At 55.2% G+C, this 17,163-nt stretch carries 16 protein-coding genes; 4 read left to right on the forward strand and 12 right to left on the reverse strand.

Annotated elements, in window-relative coordinates; all coding sequences use genetic code 11:
• Positions 1-182 precede the first annotated feature (182 nt).
• On the reverse strand, positions 183-851 hold the full coding sequence (gene rnt / locus Q3Y66_RS08750) for a ribonuclease T (protein WP_008957300.1): 669 nt from the start codon (positions 849-851) through the stop codon (positions 183-185).
• Between the two features lie 274 nt (positions 852-1,125).
• Here rnt and Q3Y66_RS08755 point away from each other — a divergent pair, with 274 nt between their 5' ends.
• The 3 genes from Q3Y66_RS08755 to Q3Y66_RS08765 all read left to right on the forward strand — a co-directional run bounded on the left by Q3Y66_RS08755 (position 1,126) and on the right by Q3Y66_RS08765 (position 3,952).
• On the forward strand, positions 1,126-2,346 hold the full coding sequence (locus Q3Y66_RS08755) for an argininosuccinate synthase (RefSeq protein WP_008957301.1): 1,221 nt from the start codon (positions 1,126-1,128) through the stop codon (positions 2,344-2,346).
• 81 nt (positions 2,347-2,427) lie between these two features.
• A complete protein-coding gene (locus Q3Y66_RS08760) occupies positions 2,428-2,757 on the forward strand; it encodes an HlyU family transcriptional regulator (RefSeq protein ID WP_008957302.1) in 330 nt (109 codons plus the stop codon).
• 52 nt (positions 2,758-2,809) lie between these two features.
• On the forward strand, positions 2,810-3,952 hold the full coding sequence (locus Q3Y66_RS08765; RefSeq protein WP_008957303.1) for a DUF294 nucleotidyltransferase-like domain-containing protein: 1,143 nt from the start codon (positions 2,810-2,812) through the stop codon (positions 3,950-3,952).
• 38 nt (positions 3,953-3,990) lie between these two features.
• Here the strand turns inward: Q3Y66_RS08765 and Q3Y66_RS08770 are convergent, their stop codons facing one another.
• The 4 genes from Q3Y66_RS08770 to Q3Y66_RS08785 are packed head-to-tail and all read right to left on the reverse strand — an operon-like array spanning position 3,991 to position 9,421.
• A complete protein-coding gene (locus tag Q3Y66_RS08770) occupies positions 3,991-6,744 on the reverse strand; it encodes a sensor histidine kinase (protein WP_035586602.1) in 2,754 nt (917 codons plus the stop codon).
• 2 nt (positions 6,745-6,746) lie between these two features.
• Positions 6,747-6,956 carry a hypothetical protein gene (locus Q3Y66_RS08775; RefSeq protein ID WP_008957305.1) on the reverse strand — a complete coding sequence of 70 codons (210 nt, stop codon included), beginning with the start codon at positions 6,954-6,956 and terminating at the stop codon, positions 6,747-6,749.
• A gap of 30 nt (positions 6,957-6,986) precedes the next feature.
• Positions 6,987-9,050 carry a 3'-5' exonuclease gene (locus Q3Y66_RS08780; RefSeq protein WP_008957306.1) on the reverse strand — a complete coding sequence of 688 codons (2,064 nt, stop codon included), beginning with the start codon at positions 9,048-9,050 and terminating at the stop codon, positions 6,987-6,989.
• The gene (locus Q3Y66_RS08785) at positions 9,047-9,421 is read right to left on the reverse strand and encodes a response regulator transcription factor (protein WP_008957307.1); all 375 of its coding nucleotides are present in this window, start codon (positions 9,419-9,421) and stop codon (positions 9,047-9,049) included. Before Q3Y66_RS08785 ends, Q3Y66_RS08780 begins: the two co-directional genes overlap by 4 nt.
• Positions 9,422-9,641: 220 nt before the next feature.
• Between Q3Y66_RS08785 and Q3Y66_RS08790 the strand changes: the two genes are divergently transcribed.
• Positions 9,642-10,718, forward strand: a complete 1,077-nt coding sequence (locus Q3Y66_RS08790; protein ID WP_008957308.1) for a DUF3524 domain-containing protein — start codon at positions 9,642-9,644, stop codon at positions 10,716-10,718.
• On the opposite strand, the gene Q3Y66_RS08795 is transcribed toward Q3Y66_RS08790, so the two are convergent.
• The 7 genes from Q3Y66_RS08795 to rsxB form a co-directional block, all read right to left on the reverse strand.
• Positions 10,701-11,771: a carboxysome shell carbonic anhydrase domain-containg protein gene (locus Q3Y66_RS08795; RefSeq protein WP_008957309.1), complete on the reverse strand. Its 1,071-nt coding sequence runs from the start codon at positions 11,769-11,771 to the stop codon at positions 10,701-10,703. The two genes, Q3Y66_RS08790 and Q3Y66_RS08795, sit on opposite strands and share 18 nt — an antisense overlap.
• A gap of 12 nt (positions 11,772-11,783) precedes the next feature.
• Positions 11,784-12,422 carry an endonuclease III gene (gene nth, locus Q3Y66_RS08800; protein WP_008957310.1) on the reverse strand — a complete coding sequence of 213 codons (639 nt, stop codon included), beginning with the start codon at positions 12,420-12,422 and terminating at the stop codon, positions 11,784-11,786.
• A 74-nt stretch (positions 12,423-12,496) separates the two neighbouring features.
• Positions 12,497-13,198, reverse strand: a complete 702-nt coding sequence (locus Q3Y66_RS08805) for an electron transport complex subunit E (RefSeq protein WP_035586605.1) — start codon at positions 13,196-13,198, stop codon at positions 12,497-12,499.
• 11 nt (positions 13,199-13,209) lie between these two features.
• Positions 13,210-13,857 carry an electron transport complex subunit RsxG gene (gene rsxG / locus Q3Y66_RS08810; protein WP_008957312.1) on the reverse strand — a complete coding sequence of 216 codons (648 nt, stop codon included), beginning with the start codon at positions 13,855-13,857 and terminating at the stop codon, positions 13,210-13,212.
• On the reverse strand, positions 13,854-14,894 hold the full coding sequence (locus Q3Y66_RS08815) for an RnfABCDGE type electron transport complex subunit D (RefSeq protein ID WP_008957313.1): 1,041 nt from the start codon (positions 14,892-14,894) through the stop codon (positions 13,854-13,856). Before Q3Y66_RS08815 ends, rsxG begins: the two co-directional genes overlap by 4 nt.
• A complete protein-coding gene (gene rsxC, locus Q3Y66_RS08820; RefSeq protein ID WP_008957314.1) occupies positions 14,891-16,564 on the reverse strand; it encodes an electron transport complex subunit RsxC in 1,674 nt (557 codons plus the stop codon). Before rsxC ends, Q3Y66_RS08815 begins: the two co-directional genes overlap by 4 nt.
• Positions 16,548-17,159 carry an electron transport complex subunit RsxB gene (gene rsxB, locus Q3Y66_RS08825; protein WP_008957315.1) on the reverse strand — a complete coding sequence of 204 codons (612 nt, stop codon included), beginning with the start codon at positions 17,157-17,159 and terminating at the stop codon, positions 16,548-16,550. Before rsxB ends, rsxC begins: the two co-directional genes overlap by 17 nt.
• Between the last annotated feature and the right edge of the window lie 4 nt (positions 17,160-17,163).

The following is a 17,163-nucleotide window of genomic DNA, read 5'->3' on the forward strand; positions in this document are numbered from 1 at the left end:
AAATGGGGAAAAATTAATCGATATCGTTTTATCACCGCCAAACACGCGCTAACCGGCATTGTCGGTGGTAAATCACATTGCAGTAATGCGGCAAAGTTTAGCGTAAAGCCTGATTTTCTGCATTAGCGGCGCTCTGCATTGCTGCCTCTATGCATCAACGGCTAGGCGGCGGATGCCAAGTTCTAATCTGTGCTATCCATCTCTTGCTCTCGCTGGGCAAGCTGCCAGCCGCCCAAATCTTTATAGCGATTCACCATGGAGCAAAATAGCTCAGCAGTTCGCTCAGTATCGTAACGGGCGGAGTGGGCAGCTTTATTATCAAACTCAATGCCAGCAGCACGGCAGGCGCGGGCAAGCACGGTTTGCCCATATATCAAGCCAGCCAGAGTGGCGGTATCAAAGCTAGAAAACGGGTGAAATGGATTGCGTTTAATGCCGCAGCGATTCACCGCCGCGTTCAAGAAGCCTTGATCGAACGCCGCATTATGACCGACTAAAATAGCGCGAGTGCAATCGTGAGCTTTGATTGACTTCCGTATAGGACGAAAAATTTCATTGAGTGCTTCAGCTTCGCTAAGCGCGACTTGGCTGCGCAACGGGTCATCCAGGTTAATGCCGGTAAAATCGAGTGCCGACTGCTCAACATTCGCCCCTTCAAAGGGGTGAATGTGGTAAGCATAGGTGGCATCAGGCAGCAGGTTGCCTTCCGGATCCATGGTCAGCGTAACGGCAGCAATCTCAAGTACGGCATCACCTTGGGCATTAAATCCCCCGGTTTCTAAATCAACGACCACCGGCAGGTAACTGCGAAAACGTTGGGCCATTAATTCGCGGGCAATTGCCTCGCTCATGCAGCTCTCCTTATGTTCAAGCGAGTAATAGTCTTCAAGCGAGTAATCATTCGACATTAGCGGCAAGCCGCCGCTTTGAATGGAGTGATTCTAGCAGCTTTAGCCCCCAGGCGTCGTTGACGGTATTCGCTGAGCATTGAGAACGCTATACTTAACGTCTGTCTCAAAGATCTATCTCAACGGTCGGTCGCAAAGAGCTCTCGCATCAGCCAAGTGTTAATGGCTAGCGTGGTTTTGTTTTTATCAATTTCTTATGGTCAATGAGGAGCAAAGAATGTCCGATGTCAAAAAGGTTGTGCTGGCATATTCAGGCGGCCTGGACACATCCGTCATCGTTAAGTGGTTGCAAGAAACTTACAACTGCGAGGTAGTGACCTTTACTGCCGACATCGGTCAGGGCGAAGAGGTCGAGCCAGCACGTACCAAGGCGCAAGCCCTTGGTGTAAAAGAAATTTACATCGAAGACCTGCGCGAAGAGTTTGTGCGTGACTACGTTTATCCCATGTTCCGCGCTAACACGGTTTATGAAGGTGAGTACCTGCTGGGTACCTCTATCGCTCGGCCCCTGATCGCCAAGCGCTTGATCGAAATTGCCAATGAAACCGGCGCCGACGCTATTTCTCACGGTGCTACGGGTAAAGGTAACGACCAGGTGCGTTTCGAACTTGGCGGCTACGCCCTTAAGCCCGGCGTGAAAGTCATTGCCCCGTGGCGTGAGTGGGACTTAACCTCCCGCGAAAAGCTAATGGCGTACTGCGAAGAGCACAACATTCCGGTCGATTTTGCCAATAAAAAGAAAAAATCGCCGTACTCAATGGATGCCAACTTACTGCATATCTCTTATGAGGGCGGTATTTTGGAAGATCCTTGGGCCGAAGCCGAAGACGACATGTGGCGTTGGAGCGTGTCTCCTGAAGCCGCACCCGATACCCCTACCTACGTTGAACTGACGTATGAAAAGGGTGACATCGTGGCCATCGACGGCGAGCCGTTAAAAGCCCACGAAGTGCTTGAAAAGCTCAATAAACTAGGAGGCGACAACGGTATCGGCCGCTTGGATATCGTTGAAAACCGCTACGTGGGCATGAAATCACGTGGCTGCTATGAAACACCTGGCGGCACTATTATGCTGCGCGCTCACCGCGCGATTGAGTCGCTAACCCTAGACCGCGAAGAAGCCCACCTGAAAGATCAGCTGATGCCGAAATACGCGGAAGTGATCTACAACGGTTACTGGTGGAGCCCAGAGCGACGCATGCTGCAAGCGGCCATTGACGAGACCCAAAAGAATGTATCGGGTGTCGTACGTATGAAGCTCTATAAAGGCAATGCTACCGTGGTTGGCCGCAAGTCTGATGAATCGCTATTTGATGAGTCAATTGCGACATTTGAAGATGATGCGGGCGCTTACAACCAGAAAGATGCCGAAGGCTTTATTAAGCTGAATGCTCTTCGCCTGCGTATTGCCGCTGGCAAAGGCCGTAAGCAAAGCTAGTAAAACCTAGTTAATTATAAAAGCGTATATCTTGTCAGGGCGGCAGCTAATAGCTGCCGCCCGGCATGTTAAGGAGCCACTATGTTAAAAAAATTATTATCTGGCCTCTTTGGTAGTGATCGTCAGTCTGCGCCAGGCGCTACCACCAAAGCGGCTGATGCCGTGGAGTACAAAGGTTATGAGATCGTATCTCAGCCGGACGATCAAAGCGGCCAATACCGTGTAAGTGGTTGGATTCGTAAGGCCGATGCCAGCGGTGAAACCCTTGAACACCGTTTTGAGCGTTCCGATATGCTGCCTGGACGCGAAGCGTGTGATGCCATGATGGTCACTAAAGCGCAGCGCTATATTGATGAAGTAGGGGAGGCAATGTTCGAGCCTGACCCACGTCGTGCTGGCGACAGCGCCTAATAAAACCGAGATAAAAGTAACGCCGACACAAACGTTCGTAAAGGAGAGGCGTATGCGAGTAGTACACCAAGCCTCGCCCTGGCGCTCCTTATTCAACGAGCATGGACATTTAAACACCATGGCGCTCGACGCGCCGCTCCAGCATCTTTTCTCAAAAACCTCTTCACCTCAGTCTTCCATTGCCGACGCTTATGCTTGGCAACCCTCCTTGGTTGAAACGCTAGCACATTACGATTTACCCGCTTGGCGTATCAGCCAGATCATTAGTGATCATAATGCTTGGCTATACCGGCGCGCTATTGCCCAGTCGCTTGAAGAGATGCAGGCGCAAGGGTGGGGCACGCCACCGGTCGATTACTGCGTGTTGATGCTAGGTTCGGCGGCCCGCTATGAAAGCCTGCTAGGCCCTGATCAAGATAATGCACTGATTATCGATGATTATCCCGATCATCGGCACGTTGAGATTGACGGCTACTTTCAAGCCCTAGGCGAGCGGTTTACTCAACATCTGGATGAAGCCGGCATTCCCCTTTGCCGAGGCCATGTGATGGCCCGCTGGCCAATGTGGCGCAAGCGGATAAGTGAATGGCAAGCACAGCTGGAAATCTGGAGCGCTGACCGCCGGGTGAAGCGTGTTCAGCAGACCAATATCTTGCTCGATTTTTCCCCCATCGCTGGCAATTCAGGACTTGCCGCGCAACTGGGAGATAGCATCGCTGCGATACTCCCTAACGCAGCGCTTTATATGGATGAAATGGCGGCGCTGCTGAATGAGCTGCCGGTAGCTTTGAACCGCTTTGGGCAGCTCGCCTCGAGCCCGCACCTTGAGGCTCCTCATGAGCAAGCCATTAATCTGAAGCTTCAGGGCTTATTGCCTTTGATTAGCGCTGCGCGTTTGTTCTGCCTGCGTTACGGGCTGCGCCACATAGCCACCCGAGAGCGATTGATCGCGCTCAGTCATACGGAAGATGGTCATAAGGTGGATGCGCTAACGTCGGCTGAATCGGCGTTGCTTATAGCCGCTTTTGAGCGTCTACAGCATCGCCTCTTGGATCAGCAGCGTTACAACAGAACTCGTGGCCAAGCCGCAGACGGCTGGGTGGATCTTCGCCGCCTGCGTGAAGACCAGCGCCTGCTGTTAAAATTTGATCTGCAGCAGATTAGATCGTTTGTTCAGCGCGCCAAAAGTGGTTAGCGATAAGTTCTTGGCGGAAAGTTCTTGGCGGAATAGTATCAAGCGTGGGTGCCATTCGGCGCCGCAGGTAGCTCCAGTGTTAAACAGGCACCGCCAAGCGTTTTGGCATCCTCAACCCAGAGTCGTCCACCCAGATGAGCGATAATTCCACGGCTAATGGGAAGTCCCAAGCCACTCCCTCTGGGGCGTCCTCTTGGAGTATCGTCGTCCTGCTGTATCTGATGGAATTTTTCAAACACCCGTTCACGTTCATCCGCGCTAATACCGGTCCCGTTATCTTCCACGCTTAAACGGAAATGGCGGCGATGGCGATAGAGCGACAGGCGTACTTTAGGCTGGTGTCGATCGGCAAACTTACTAGCGTTATCAAGCAGGTTAATAATCACCTGTTCTAAACGATCATGGTCGCCAACCACCATCGCTGGTTCTGCTTCTACATGAACCTCTAGCTGGATACCACGCTCTTGGTGCAAATGCGCAATGGCGTCAATGCTGTGCCGGATAAGAGCGGCAAGATCCAGTGGCACCGGGTTAAGCGTTAAACGGCCACTTTCCAGGCGGGCAAGGTCTAGTATTTCTTCGATTAAGCGTGAGAGCCGTTGACTTTCGAGAACGATGACACCCAGAAAATGCTGGCGTTTTTCATCGGGCAGTTGGCCACTATCGCGCAAAATTTCAGCAAAGGCGCGGATGGAGGTAAGCGGCGTGCGGAGTTCATGACTGACCATGGCGACAAACTCATCTTTTAAACGATCCAGCTCCCGCAGTCGTTCATTAGCGCTGCGTAACTCTTCGCCGATTTGGACGAGCTCTTGGGATTTCTGCTCTAAGCGGCGGTTGTACTCAAGGGTTTGCGAGGTGGTATCCAGAATACTAAGGATCGACTCAATATCCAGCGCCTCGCCGCGAACCACTGAGTTGATCAACACCCGCGCTGAAGAGCTGCCCAGAGCCCCCGCCAATGCCTGCTCTGCACGTGTAATCAACTCAGCGGCAGCGGGCTCGTCTGCTACAAATGCGTCTTTGGTACTGCCATGACTGAACACCCGTCGAGTAGTGTGAGCCCCCAGATAGCGAACCAAAAGCTCTTTAAGCGCCCCTTGGGTGGTTTGCCCGCGCCATAATGACGTCGAGAGCGATGTTGTTTGCAAATTAGGGTGCATGGCTTCGGTGAATAGCGCCGCCTGGGTTTGCTCCAGGGGCGTTGGGCGGGTAAACAGCGAAACACCGATCAGCAACCCGACGTTGACCAGCATGCTCCAGAGCAGCGAGTGAGTGTAAATATCCCAATTTTCGAGTCCAAACAGCGCATAGGGTTTCAACCAGCCGATTCCCCATGGCCCGTTTGTAAGTAGTGCGGTATCCAACCAGCCCGACTGGGCAAAGCCCGGCAACAGTAGCGTATAGCACCACACCAAGAAGCCGGCGATTAAGCCTGCCGTGGCGCCCTGGCGAGTCGCACCACGCCAGTAAAGGCCTATCAATAACGCCGGTGCAAACTGTGCCGCACCTGCAAAAGAGACCAGTCCGATGGTGACCAGACTGTATGAGTCGCCAATGAGCGCATGGTAGAGATAACCCAGCAGTAGAATAAGCACGATAGCGACCCGGCGAATTCCCAGTAGCCAACCGGCAAGCTCGCCTTTGGTACTTAAGTGCAAGCGCCGTGAGCGCAGCAGCAGTGGCATCACCAACTGGTTGCTGACCATTGTGGAGAGGGCGATTGTCTCGACAATCACCATACCGGTTGCTGCTGAAAGCCCCCCGATAAAGACCAGTAGCGGCAGTCCTTCTAGACCTGCTGAAAGCGGGAGCGTCAGAACAAAGCTATCCGGGTCACCTGCGCTCGCACCCAGCAGCAGGCCTGCCAAGGCGATAGGGATCACGAACAGGTTGATCAACAGCATATAGAGGGGAAATAACCAGCTTGCTCTCGCTAAATGCTGTTCATCGACGTTCTCAACTACCAGCACCTGAAACTGGCGGGGAAGCGTTAAAAAGGCCAGGAAGGCGAGCACCAGCATGCCCACCCAACCCGTGACGCCGCCAGGAACGCTGTCTAACCGCATGCTATCGACCAGCGCTGGCGTGGCTGCTACCTGCGCAAACAGCGCCGCGGGGCCTTCAAACATCACAAAGACCACGAACACACCGACGGCCATAAAGGCGATCAGCTTCACCAGGGATTCCAACGCGATGGCGGCCACCATGCCCTCGTGGCGTTCGCTGGCATCCAAGTGGCGGGTGCCAAAGAGAATAATAAACACTGCCAGCACCAGCGCGACCCACAGAGACTTATCCATCCAAAAGTGTTCATCCACCAGCGTCGTGTCGGCCGCTTGTGGGTAGTTAATGAGTACCGCATGGCTAACGGTAATGGCCTTTAACTGCAGGGCAATATAAGGCGTGATACTGATCAGGGCCATTAAGGCCACCAGTGCCCCCAAGCTGGTACTTTTGCCGTAGCGGGCACTGATAAAATCGGCAATTGAAGTAATGCGCTGGCGGGCTGCGATGCGAACCATCTTGCGGACCACGAAAGGTGCCAGCAGCATGGCGAGGGTAGGGCCAAGATAGATGAGTAAAAAGCTGGGGCCATACTCCGCGGCACGTCCCACGCTGCCGTAGAAGGTCCAGGCAGTGCAGTAAACGGCAATGGAGAGGGCATATACCGTTGGTGAGCCGATCAGCGATCGCCCTTGCTCGGCCCGCCGGTCGCCCCAGGCCGCGACCACAAACAGCAGTGCTAAATAGCCAAAGGCAGTGCCCAGGATGACGGCGTCAGTGCGCATCATCAGCGATCCGCACGGTGTTCCATTAGCCAGGCCGTCAAACCGATAACGACTGCCCAAGCGCAAAACAGATAGAGCGGTAACCAGCCGACGTTAAAGGAGGGAAGGCGGTCTACCACGATAATCAGTGGTGGGCAGAACAGCAGTAAGGCGACCGCTACCAGGGCCATTAAGCGTTCGGTTTGTCGCGATTTAGTACCTGTCTTTTTCATGAGGCGAAATTTTTCATAAGACTAAGCTTTTCATAAGGCACTCGCATCCTGTCGGTCAAAAGCATTGGCTTGTAGTGTTAACAACTGTTCCAGGGTATCGACGCCGCGGGCCTCTAAGCGTGGCAGCAGGGCTAGCCAGAGTTCTGCGGTCACTCGAGCATCGCCTAATGCAGTGTGGCGGGTGCCGGGAGGGAATGCCAGATCGTAGCGCTGGGCAAGGCTATCCAGGTCATGCCCGTCCAAGGCTTCGTCCAGCGCCCGTGAAATCAGCAATGTATCGATGACAGGGATATCAAAAGCGACCCCTTTGTGACTGATGGCGAGCAGATCAAATGCGGCGTTATGGGCCAGCAAGACGGCTTCTCCTACAAAGTCACGAAAGCGGGTAAGCACGATATCCAGTGGTGGTGCGCCAATGACATCGGCATCGGTGAGGCCGTGAATGGCCGTGCTGGCAGCAGGAATAGGTCGCTGAGGATCGACTTTTTGATCGAAAGCCTCGCTTGCCAATAGCCGCGCGTTGACCACGCGACAGGCACCAAGACTGATCACCGTATCGCCTCGGCGCAGCTCAAGGCCGGTGGTTTCGGTATCAAACGCCACGACCTCCAAGCTGCGTAAGGAACGACTAGCAAGCGCTTCATCCGGCGGCGGGAGGTCGGCAATGCCAAAATCATGAAACTCGGGGCGCGGTGGTGCCGTTTCACGCGGGGCTCCAACGCGTTCAACGGCAGGGAGTGGAAGGCGCAGGCGGGCATGCACACCATCATCGTCGGCCAGGCACCAGATGTCGCTGGCGTGTTGGCGCAGTACATCGGCAACGCTGGGCGTTAGAGGCAGCGAGTTGAGCGGTTGCTGGCGCCACTCGGCCAATTCATGTTCGGGAATCGATTTTCCGCGCCAAATAAGATCTAAATAGACACGCTTATTACCTAGGCATATCTCGCCTTCAAAGCCGCTCTCGGGAAGGTGGATGTTCAGGTGCTTCACTAATGAGTCGAACAGCGCAATCAGGGCGGGGGCATCGCCTTTAAACCAAGCGGGCATGCCGACTGGGACAATCAAACGATGTTCTGGATCTAGGCGTTCATCCAGGGCTTGCCAGAAATCGTTCGACCACATCGGCGTTAAGCGCTCGCCCTGATGCTGCATGTCGTCGAGCAGTTGGCCGATTTTAGCCACGTTGTCGCCTAACGTGACGCCTTCCTCATGAATGACGCGCTCAAACCGTTGACGCAGCAATGACGTGCTGGCGTCGTTTTGATGGCGCAGTTGTATCAGCGCATCGGCGGCACTGGTCAGGCTGGCGGTATGCTGGCGCAGCGGTGTCAGCATATCGGCCAATTCGGCTCTTACGCCCATTTCACTCGACCACGACGCCGTTGCATCACCAAACGTCAGCAATGTTTCACCATCGCTGCCCGGCACGCGACGCAGAATAACTTTTAGCCACCGGTTATCGCAGGGGGCGAGTAACTCTCGCGGGGAACCGTCGTTAGGCAGTTGGCTGAGTGCTTGCTGTAAGCTAGCAACCGGAAGCAGCGCTTCAAGACGTTTACCTAAGCCTAATCCGGTATTGCCGACAAAAAAGTCTTCTGCGGCTTGGTTAAATAGCATCACACGTCGGTGGTGGTCACATAGCAGCAACGGTGTTTCGAGTACTTGCAGCAGTGTTTCCAGCTCCTGGCGAATGCGTGCCGCGCTGCGGGCGCCGTCGGCGTGGGCGGTAGCGAGGCGGCTGCGATCTTCGCGCCAGCTTTCGCGCACACGGCGTAAATCTGGCCCCAACCCTTTTAGCCAACCCTCGGGTGGGTGTTCGTCTCGGGCGTCGGGATTGGCAACCAGGCGCGCTAACTGCACCTGTAAATGGCGTAGGGGTGTAAACAGCATGCGTTCAAGCACTAAACCCACCAAAAATAGGGTCGTGCCGCCGGAAAAACTGCCTAGCCATAGCGCCATTCGTGTTACGCCCGTGGGTGCGAGCTGAGCATCCAACCAGGCGGCAAAGATAGCCCCACCCAATAGGCTGATGCCGCTTAGCGAGAGCCATAGGCCAATCAGGCGCTGGCGTTTGGGCAGCCCACCACGGGTCATGGCTGCTCCTTAATGAGTAGCGCTTTGACTTTTTCCACCAAGGATTGGGTGGAAAAAGGCTTGGTAATGTAGTCATCAGCGCCCAGCGCCATGCCTTTTTCACGCTCAACATCGCGGCCGTGAGCGGTGAGCATAATAATTGGTAGTTGGGCGGTGGCTTCTTCGTTGCGCAGACGCTCTAAAACGTCAAAACCGCTAATCCCAGGCAGGCTGATATCGAGCAAGAGTAAATCGGGCTGGCTATCGTTAACACGTGCTAACGCCTGTTCACCATCTTCGGCAGTCACTACCTCAAACCCTGCTTGCTCCATCAAGAACTCAAGCGATAGAACAATGTTGGGTTCGTCATCGACGACGAGCACTTTGGCCATGGTGTTCTCCAGCTTTTATTTGTTTTAACGATGCATGCTTGCAGTCTAGATAGATCGAGACAGTCAGCCAAGACGACCTTGGCCGAATGCACCGGCAATCAAACCGCTAGCAGCGAGCAAATGCGCTTGGTTTGGTACACTGTTTAGCTCTGTGCCATGGCTTAACGGGCTATGTCTTAAAGTGTTATGGCTTACTACTGATCTGCTGCTAAGGCTGTCGATGCGCGTACTACTGTTATCCGCCTACGAAGCGGTGAGTCATCGCTATTGGGCGCAAAGTTTAATGGCGCAGCTTGAGGAAGTATCGTGGACGTTGCTGAGCCTGCCGCCACGTCATTTTGCCTGGCGCATTCGCGGCAACCCACTGAGCTGGATGTTGAAAGAGCACGATACTCTTAGCCAGTCGTATGAGGTGGTGCTTGTTACTTCAATGGTGGATCTTGCGACGCTAATAGGCCTGTTTCCGCATCTTGGCCGAGCCAAAAAGATCGTCTATTTTCACGAAAACCAGTTTGCCTATCCCGAGTCTAGCGATCAGATACCCCAAGTAGAGGCCAAAATGGTTAATCTATACACGGCGTTAGCGGCGGATAGCGTGGTATTTAACAGTGCCTATAATCGGGACTCCTTTATTGATGGTGCACGAGCGTTTTTGAAAAAAATGCCGGAAAACCTGCCTGCGGCAAAGCCACTGGAAGCGCTGCGCGAGCGGTCTCAGGTTTTACCAGTACCCATTGCTGAGAGTTCAACACCCCGTCAGCAAACGGCTGTTCAAAAAACAGTGCCACAGCGCATTGTTTGGAACCACCGCTGGGAGTATGACAAAAATCCTGATGACTTCTTTGCCGTGCTGTGCGCGTTAAGCGATGCTGGAGTGGCGTTTGAGCTGGCAGTGCTGGGCCAGCGTTTTCGCCAGGCCCCGGCCATTTTTGACGAGGCCGAGCAGCGATTAGCCAGGCATATTGTGGCTTGGGGCCCTCAGCCCGAGGAGTTGTATCGCGAATTGTTGGATAGCGCGGGCATTGTGGTTTCGACTACCTGGCATGAGTTCCAGGGCTTGGCGATTATGGAAGCGGCTCAGCGCGGGGCGCTGCCCCTGGTGCCGGATCGGCTTTGCTTCCCTGATTTATATCTACCTGACTACCGCTACGACGGCACCCGAGAAGGGCTGTATGAGCGACTCAATGCCTGGCTGACAAATTCAGTCGCGCGTCCCGTACCCCTTGATACTTCGGTTTGGGAGTGGCCTGCTTGGCGCGAGGCCTACCGCCAGCTTCTATCAGTCGAGCCGGTCTAATCGCCGCGTCGGCCAGTGCACCACGGCGGTGTGGCGACGCATCTTTTGCGCAAGCGTCGGGTGCTCACGGCGAATCACCTGCTCGGCAAAATCTGATAGAAAGTGTGATTTAAGCTCCGCGCGGGCGCGGTCGACGCCGCTGTGCTGGTAGGGGGTTGAAGCCAGCAGCATAAAGCCATCATCTGGGATGCGTCCGGCACGCATATTGGTGTCAATGATGGTGGCTGCCGTGCCAATAGGCACCGCTAAGTCCGGCCCGTAAGGGCCAATAATCAGGGCGGTGTTGGGTAGGTGCAGAAAATCGAAGCCCCGGCCGATGCAGATCACCCATTCGCGGTGCTCGATATCGAGCTCCCGCTCGACGCCATGCAATTCGCTAACGTGTGCAAGGTTACCTTCCAGCAGAGGCAACAAATCGCGCTGCATGTCACGTGGCATATTGGGGCAAAGGGCATTCAGTTGACTGCTTAGTCCTTCAGGGGCCCGGCCAATCCACTCGCTGACATCAAGGGCGGTGTCGTCTTGGCCATGAATCACCAGCGCATCGCTGTCGGTTTCAAAGCCGCACACCAACGGGTAAACCTGTTGGTGGTCGTGGCCAAATAGCTTGCCCGCCTGTTCGGCAATGGCATAGGCGTGCGCTTTCGCCGCTTGGGTATCGCAATTAAACCCGGCGCAGCCGCGGGCTTGGTTGCCACGGGAAAAGTGGTAGGTGATCAGCATTAGCGTGCTGCGCCCCGCCTGAGCGGCGTCGACTACCGTCTCGGTCAGCAGTTCCCCCAGGTAGGGCCAGCCGAGATCAAAAATGCCGCCCAGGTTACGAAATGGAGTAATGATCCCTAACGGCGTGCGCGTGGCGTGGGGAATATGAATGCGCCCATCCATGCACTTCATGACGACGATAGATGTCGGGTGCTGTGCCATATAACGTTGCCGCGCCAGCCATGCCCCTGGACTACAGAAATGCTCGGCGTGTTGCCGAGACAGATCCAGTAGCGCATCAATACGCTGCTCGATGGGCTGATCATGCAGAAGCGTGGCGGGGGTAGGCATGGAGGACTCCGTCTAGGCGATTTCGGTTTTGTCTTTATAGTCGCACAGATCCTCAATAATGCAGCTACCACAGCGCGGTTTGCGGGCAATGCAAGTGTAGCGACCGTGCAGAATCAGCCAGTGATGAGCATCTTGCAGAAATGCTTTGGGCACATGGCGCAGCAGTTTTTGCTCCACCTCCACAACATCTTTGCCTTTGGCGATGCCGGTGCGATTAGATACCCTGAAAATATGGGTATCCACTGCCATGGTGGGCTGACCAAACGCCGTATTGAGAATCACATTGGCAGTTTTGCGGCCCACGCCTGGCAGGGCTTCTAACGCTTGGCGAGTGTTAGGCACTTCGCCGCCGTGAAGATTGACCAGCATATGGCAGGTTTTCATCAGGTTTTCGGCTTTGGTGTTGTATAAGCCGATGGTTTTGATGTGCGTTTTAAGATCGTCGATACCCAAATCAATGATCGCTTGGGGAGTATTCGCTACCGGGTAGAGCCGTGCCGTGGCCTTATTGACGCCCACATCGGTGGCTTGAGCGGAGAGCAGCACGGCGGCTAGCAGCTCAAACGGTGAACTCCAGTTAAGCTCGGTAGTCGGGTGCGGGTTCTCTGCCTGAAGGCGAGCAAAAATTTCATGACGCTTTAGGGCATTCATGGCGGGTCTCTTAATCAATACGAACGATGAATACGAACAGCTGTTTACATATCTATCTTGGGGCAACTTGCAAGCTATTTAATTGTACCGGTGACGCGCACACGCCGCTCGGGCCGTGGCGTAGCGGTGACCGGCTTGGTACGTGCCTCGCTGCGCTGATCAATGACATTTTTCAGTGCGATTAACATGCCTGCTACAAAAAAAGCGCCAGGTGGCAGCACAAAAAATAGGAATTGATAATCGTCGGCTATCGTCAGTTGCCAGTTAGCGGCTTGAGGTCCAAACAGCAGCGCCATATCGCTAAATAGCGTGCCTTGGCCGAGTAGCTCGCGCAAGGCGCCCAGCAGCACCAGTACGGCGCCAAATCCTAGCCCCATCATAAAGCCATCGATGGCCGCTGGAATGACCGGCTGGCGGGAGGCAAAGGCATCCGCGCGGCCTAAAATGGCACAGTTGGTGACAATCAGCGGAATAAAAATCCCCAGCACCTGGTAGAGCGGGTAGGCGTAGGCAGCCATCAGCAGCTCAGCGCAGGTCACAAAGGCGGCAATCACCATCACGAACGCGGGCAAGCGCACCGCGCTGGGTACCTGGTGTCGAATCATTGAAATGGCGGTGCTCGCGCTCACCATTACCAGCAGTGTGGCAAGCGCCAAGCCCAGCGCATTCACCACACTGCCACTAACGGCTAGCAGCGGGCAGAGACCCAGCAGTTGAACCAGTGCTGGGTTGTTCGACCACAGCCCATCCCGGGCCAGTTGGCGCCATTGGCTTATTGGATGGAGACTCATGCGCCTGGCTCCTTGAAAGTAATGGGTAGCGGAGTGTCAGCGGCATATTGCAGCGCCTCATGTACGGCATTCACCACGGCGCGAGGCGTTATCGTTGCACCGGTAAAAGCATCAAAGTGACCGCCATCTTTAGCTACCGCCCAGTCCTCCGTTGACAAACTCGCTAACCCTAAGCCATTAAAACGCGTAATCCAGTCGCTGCGGCTCCGCTCAATATCGTCGCCTAGCCCAGGGGTTTCCTGGTGTTGAGTGACGCGCACACCGCTAATGCGCTGCTGTTCGTCAATGCCGATCAGTAGGCGAATTTCGCCGTTATAGCCTTGTCTTGTGACCACCGGCAAAATGACGGCACTGTCTCCGTTACTATGCTCGCTGTCACGTACCCACCAGCCTTGGCTATCGCTTTTCAATCCTAGTGCTTCGGGATTAGGAAGTGTAAAGGTGCCTTCTATCACCTGGGCAACGGGTATATTCCCCAGCGTTTGGGGAAGTACTTCTTGAAGCTGACGGTGCTGGTAAGACAGCTGATGGGTCGCTATTCGCTCGGCGGTAAGTGCACGAGTGAGGGCAACGCTACCTGCGGTCACCAGAGCAAAAGTGCCCAAGGCGAGAGCGCCCCGCTGCATGGCTTGAAAGAGCGTCATGGCTGCTCTCCCTGGGGGCTTTTTGGCTGTCCCGGCGGGCGTGGCATGCTGTACAGGTCTAGCAGCGGTACGCATAGATTCATCAGCAACACCGCAAACGCCACTGCATCCGGGTAACCGCCAAAGGTGCGAATAATGATAACCAAGGTGCCGATACCGGCTCCATAAAGTAGTTTGCCGCGACGGCTTGTGGCGGCGGAGACCGGGTCCGTGGCGATAAAGAATGCCCCAAACAACGTCGCTCCGGTTAGCAGGTGAAAAAGCGGTGAGGCAAAGTGGCTTGGATCGCTGAGATAAAACAGCGTGGCAAGTAGCAATACGCTGCCAAGCATCGCCACCGGGATGTGCCAGCTAATAATTCGCTTTACGAGTAAAAGGATGCCACCCGCTAACCAAGCAAGGGCTACCCATCGCCAGGCATTAAGTGTTCCATCGGGCAGTGGGTTAGTTGCCCAGAATTCGCTGGCAAGCACTGCCTCGCCTTTGTGTTTAAAGGCATCGAGCGGTGTGGCACCACTTAGGCCATCTAGCTGAGCCGTAGGCAGCGTTCCAGTGATTTGTGCCCACAAACCCTCAGGTAGCAGTTCTTGGGGTGGCGCCCAAAGCGTCATGTAGGTAGGAAACGACACCAATAGCAGCGCATAACCGATCATGGCGGGATTAAAAGGATTGTGTCCTAAGCCACCGTATAGCTGCTTGCCCACCACTATGGCGGCGATCATTCCGACGCTGATCAACCACCAGGGACTAGCGGGAGGCAGCGAAACACCGAGTAAAATAGCAGTGAGCAGGGCGCTGGCGTCGTTCAATGTAACGCGAATGGGCCGTTTGCGGAGCCTCAGCACCACGGCTTCAAGCGCAACACCCAACGTCGCCGCTATTAATACATTACTGAGTACGCCCAGACCAAAGAAGTAGCTCATGGTGGCGAGGCCTGGCAGCGTCGCCACGATCACCCAGCGCATTAAGCTTGCTGTGGGCGGCACGAAAGTCGTCACGGGGGCGTCGTTAACGTCTGACGCGTGCATCATGCTCATGATGACTCCTCGCTTGGGGAGGGAGCATTAGCTGCTTGCTGTTCCTTCGCCTGGGCAAGCTGAGATTCGGCTGCTTTCAGGTTCTCCTGAGCAGTGTCAAGCTGCATTTCTAAATCGTCTAACGGGTGTTTGGGATCTTCCTGGGCAACGCGTGCCAGGGTTCTTTCAGCTTTTTTAACCGATGCCTTGGCAGCGGCTTGGGCAATTCTTAAACCCCGTAAATCGACCTTTTCACTGCTGGCAGCTGCGCTGGTTGGCGTGCGCCGCTGTTGCGATTTGCGCGCCTCTTTGCGTGCCTGTTTTTCAGCCTCTTCCCGAGCGAGCCGCGCTTGGCGAAACTCAAAGCGGTGTTTAGCGTACTCCGCTTTTGCTGCCTCAATTCGCTGCAGGCGTATCCGGCTTTTAGCCTCGCGGTAATCCACGACGAGCGGAATATGGCTGGGGCAGACGTAGCTGCAAGCGCCGCACTCTATGCAGTCGAACAGATGATAGTGCGCCATCTTGGCATCGTCTTTGGCGCGGGCGTACCAGTGCAGCTGTTGGGGTAGCAGCGACACCGGGCAAACGCTTTCGCACTCACCGCAGCGTATGCAGGGCGATTCCGCCGGCCCAGGGGGCAGTTCAGCGATAGTCGCGGCGATTAAACAGTTGGTAAGTTTGGTAACCGGCGTCTCGAGTGTCAGCAGTGGCGCTCCCATCATGGGGCCGCCCTGAATCACTTGATTGAGCATGGGCTGATTGAGGCCCGCCTGTTCCAGTAGTTCTTTGATGGAGGTGCCTAGTCGCACCCAGCGATTGCCAGGTTGGCTGATTGCTTCGCCCGTTAGCGTGATAACCCTGGACACGAGCGGCTGACCATCACGCACCGCATGAAGTACTGCCAGCAAGGTGCCGGGATTATGGCACAGCACGCCCACATCGGCGGGTAAGCCGCCGCTGGGGACATCAAGGTCTAGCAGTCGCTTAATGAGCTGACGCTCGCCGCCGCTGGGGTAGCGGGTGGAAATCACCTTTATCTCAACGGTGATCGGCTGACTATTCTGTATCGCCTGCCGCAGCGCTTCAATGGCCTCGGGTTTGTTATCTTCAATGCCAATAATGATATGCTGCGCACCGCATAGTTTGGCGATTATCTGGGCGCCTTCGAGTACGTCGTTAGCGTAGTGGCGTAGCGTGATATCGTCGGCGGTGATATAAGGCTCACATTCGGCGGCGTTGATCACCAAGGTATGAATGTCATGCTGTTCCACTACCCGCGCTTTAATATGGGTAGGGAAACCAGCACCGCCGAGTCCGACGATTCCGCTTTCATTCAAGCGCTCAAGTAGCGCATTGGGTTCGACGCGTTGCCAGTCGAGACGGGGTAGCCGGAGCCACTCATCCTGTCCATCGCTATCAATGATGATTTGGGTAGCGCTTACCTCGCTCACCGTGCCGCTAATACTGGCGTGCAGATTGCTGGAGATCATGCCTTCGCGTTGGGCAATGACGCTACCTACTTTGACTGTATCGCCCGGCGCGACACAGGGCGTGGCGGGCTGGCCGCTGTGCTGTTGCAGCGGCAGCGTCACTCGGCCAGGTAATGGTGCGTCGATCAGAGCGGCCTGATTCGATCGCTGTTTGCGCTCGGGCGGGTGAATCCCACCGGGGAAATCAAAGGCGTTCGACATGAACACCCCCAACGGTAGGCTGGCGGTCACTGGCAATTAACCCTGGGGAGTGCGCTATAACCGGTTGCCACTGGTGGAGCGGTGCCGTGCGCGGCAGCATATCGATACAATCCACGGGGCAGGGGTCAAGGCACAGATCACAGCCGGTACACTCATCTTCAATCACCGTATGCATTAACTTAGCCGCACCAATAATCGCATCGACCGGGCAGGCTTGAATGCACTTGGTACAGCCGATGCACTCCTCTTCACGAATAAACGCCACTTTTGCTTCGCTTTGGGCTTCGCCGTCCAGGGGCTCAGGCTCCCGGCCTAATAGATCAGCGAGGGCGTGGATCGTCGTTTCGCCACCTGGCGGGCATTTATTCAGTGCATCGCCCTGGTTAATCGCCTCGGCATAAGGGCGGCAGCCTGGGTAGCCGCACTGGCCGCACTGAGTTTGCGGCAGCAGGGCATCAATTTGTTCCACTAGCGGGTTATCTTCCCGCTTGAAGCGTTCGCTCACCACGCCCAGCAGGGCACCAAAACCCAGGCCTAAGCCGGTTAATACCGCAACGGCGCTAAGCATGCTGATAGCATCGAATGTGTCACTCATTATG

The sequence above is a fragment of the Halomonas sp. HAL1 genome (assembly GCF_030544485.1).
GTDB classification, from domain to species: domain Bacteria; phylum Pseudomonadota; class Gammaproteobacteria; order Pseudomonadales; family Halomonadaceae; genus Vreelandella; species Vreelandella arctica.

Bases quoted from the DNA above. Each gene is read 5' to 3' on its own strand.
- Q3Y66_RS08815 (WP_008957313.1), bottom strand. From the start codon at position 14,894: ATGAGCATGATGCACGCGTCAGACGTTAACGACGCCCCCGTGACGACT.
- Q3Y66_RS08790 (WP_008957308.1), top strand. From the start codon at position 9,642: ATGCGCGTACTACTGTTATCCGCCTACGAAGCGGTGAGTCATCGCTAT.
- Q3Y66_RS08795 (WP_008957309.1), bottom strand. From the start codon at position 11,771: ATGCCTACCCCCGCCACGCTTCTGCATGATCAGCCCATCGAGCAGCGT.
- rsxC (WP_008957314.1), bottom strand. From the start codon at position 16,564: ATGTCGAACGCCTTTGATTTCCCCGGTGGGATTCACCCGCCCGAGCGC.
- Q3Y66_RS08780 (WP_008957306.1), bottom strand. From the start codon at position 9,050: ATGACCCGTGGTGGGCTGCCCAAACGCCAGCGCCTGATTGGCCTATGG.
- nth (WP_008957310.1), bottom strand. From the start codon at position 12,422: ATGAATGCCCTAAAGCGTCATGAAATTTTTGCTCGCCTTCAGGCAGAG.
- rsxG (WP_008957312.1), bottom strand. From the start codon at position 13,857: ATGACGCTCTTTCAAGCCATGCAGCGGGGCGCTCTCGCCTTGGGCACT.
- Q3Y66_RS08785 (WP_008957307.1), bottom strand. From the start codon at position 9,421: ATGGCCAAAGTGCTCGTCGTCGATGACGAACCCAACATTGTTCTATCG.
- Q3Y66_RS08760 (WP_008957302.1), top strand. From the start codon at position 2,428: ATGTTAAAAAAATTATTATCTGGCCTCTTTGGTAGTGATCGTCAGTCT.
- rsxB (WP_008957315.1), bottom strand. From the start codon at position 17,159: ATGAGTGACACATTCGATGCTATCAGCATGCTTAGCGCCGTTGCGGTA.
- Q3Y66_RS08755 (WP_008957301.1), top strand. From the start codon at position 1,126: ATGTCCGATGTCAAAAAGGTTGTGCTGGCATATTCAGGCGGCCTGGAC.
- Q3Y66_RS08765 (WP_008957303.1), top strand. From the start codon at position 2,810: ATGCGAGTAGTACACCAAGCCTCGCCCTGGCGCTCCTTATTCAACGAG.
- Q3Y66_RS08770 (WP_035586602.1), bottom strand. From the start codon at position 6,744: ATGCGCACTGACGCCGTCATCCTGGGCACTGCCTTTGGCTATTTAGCA.
- rnt (WP_008957300.1), bottom strand. From the start codon at position 851: ATGAGCGAGGCAATTGCCCGCGAATTAATGGCCCAACGTTTTCGCAGT.
- Q3Y66_RS08775 (WP_008957305.1), bottom strand. From the start codon at position 6,956: ATGAAAAAGACAGGTACTAAATCGCGACAAACCGAACGCTTAATGGCC.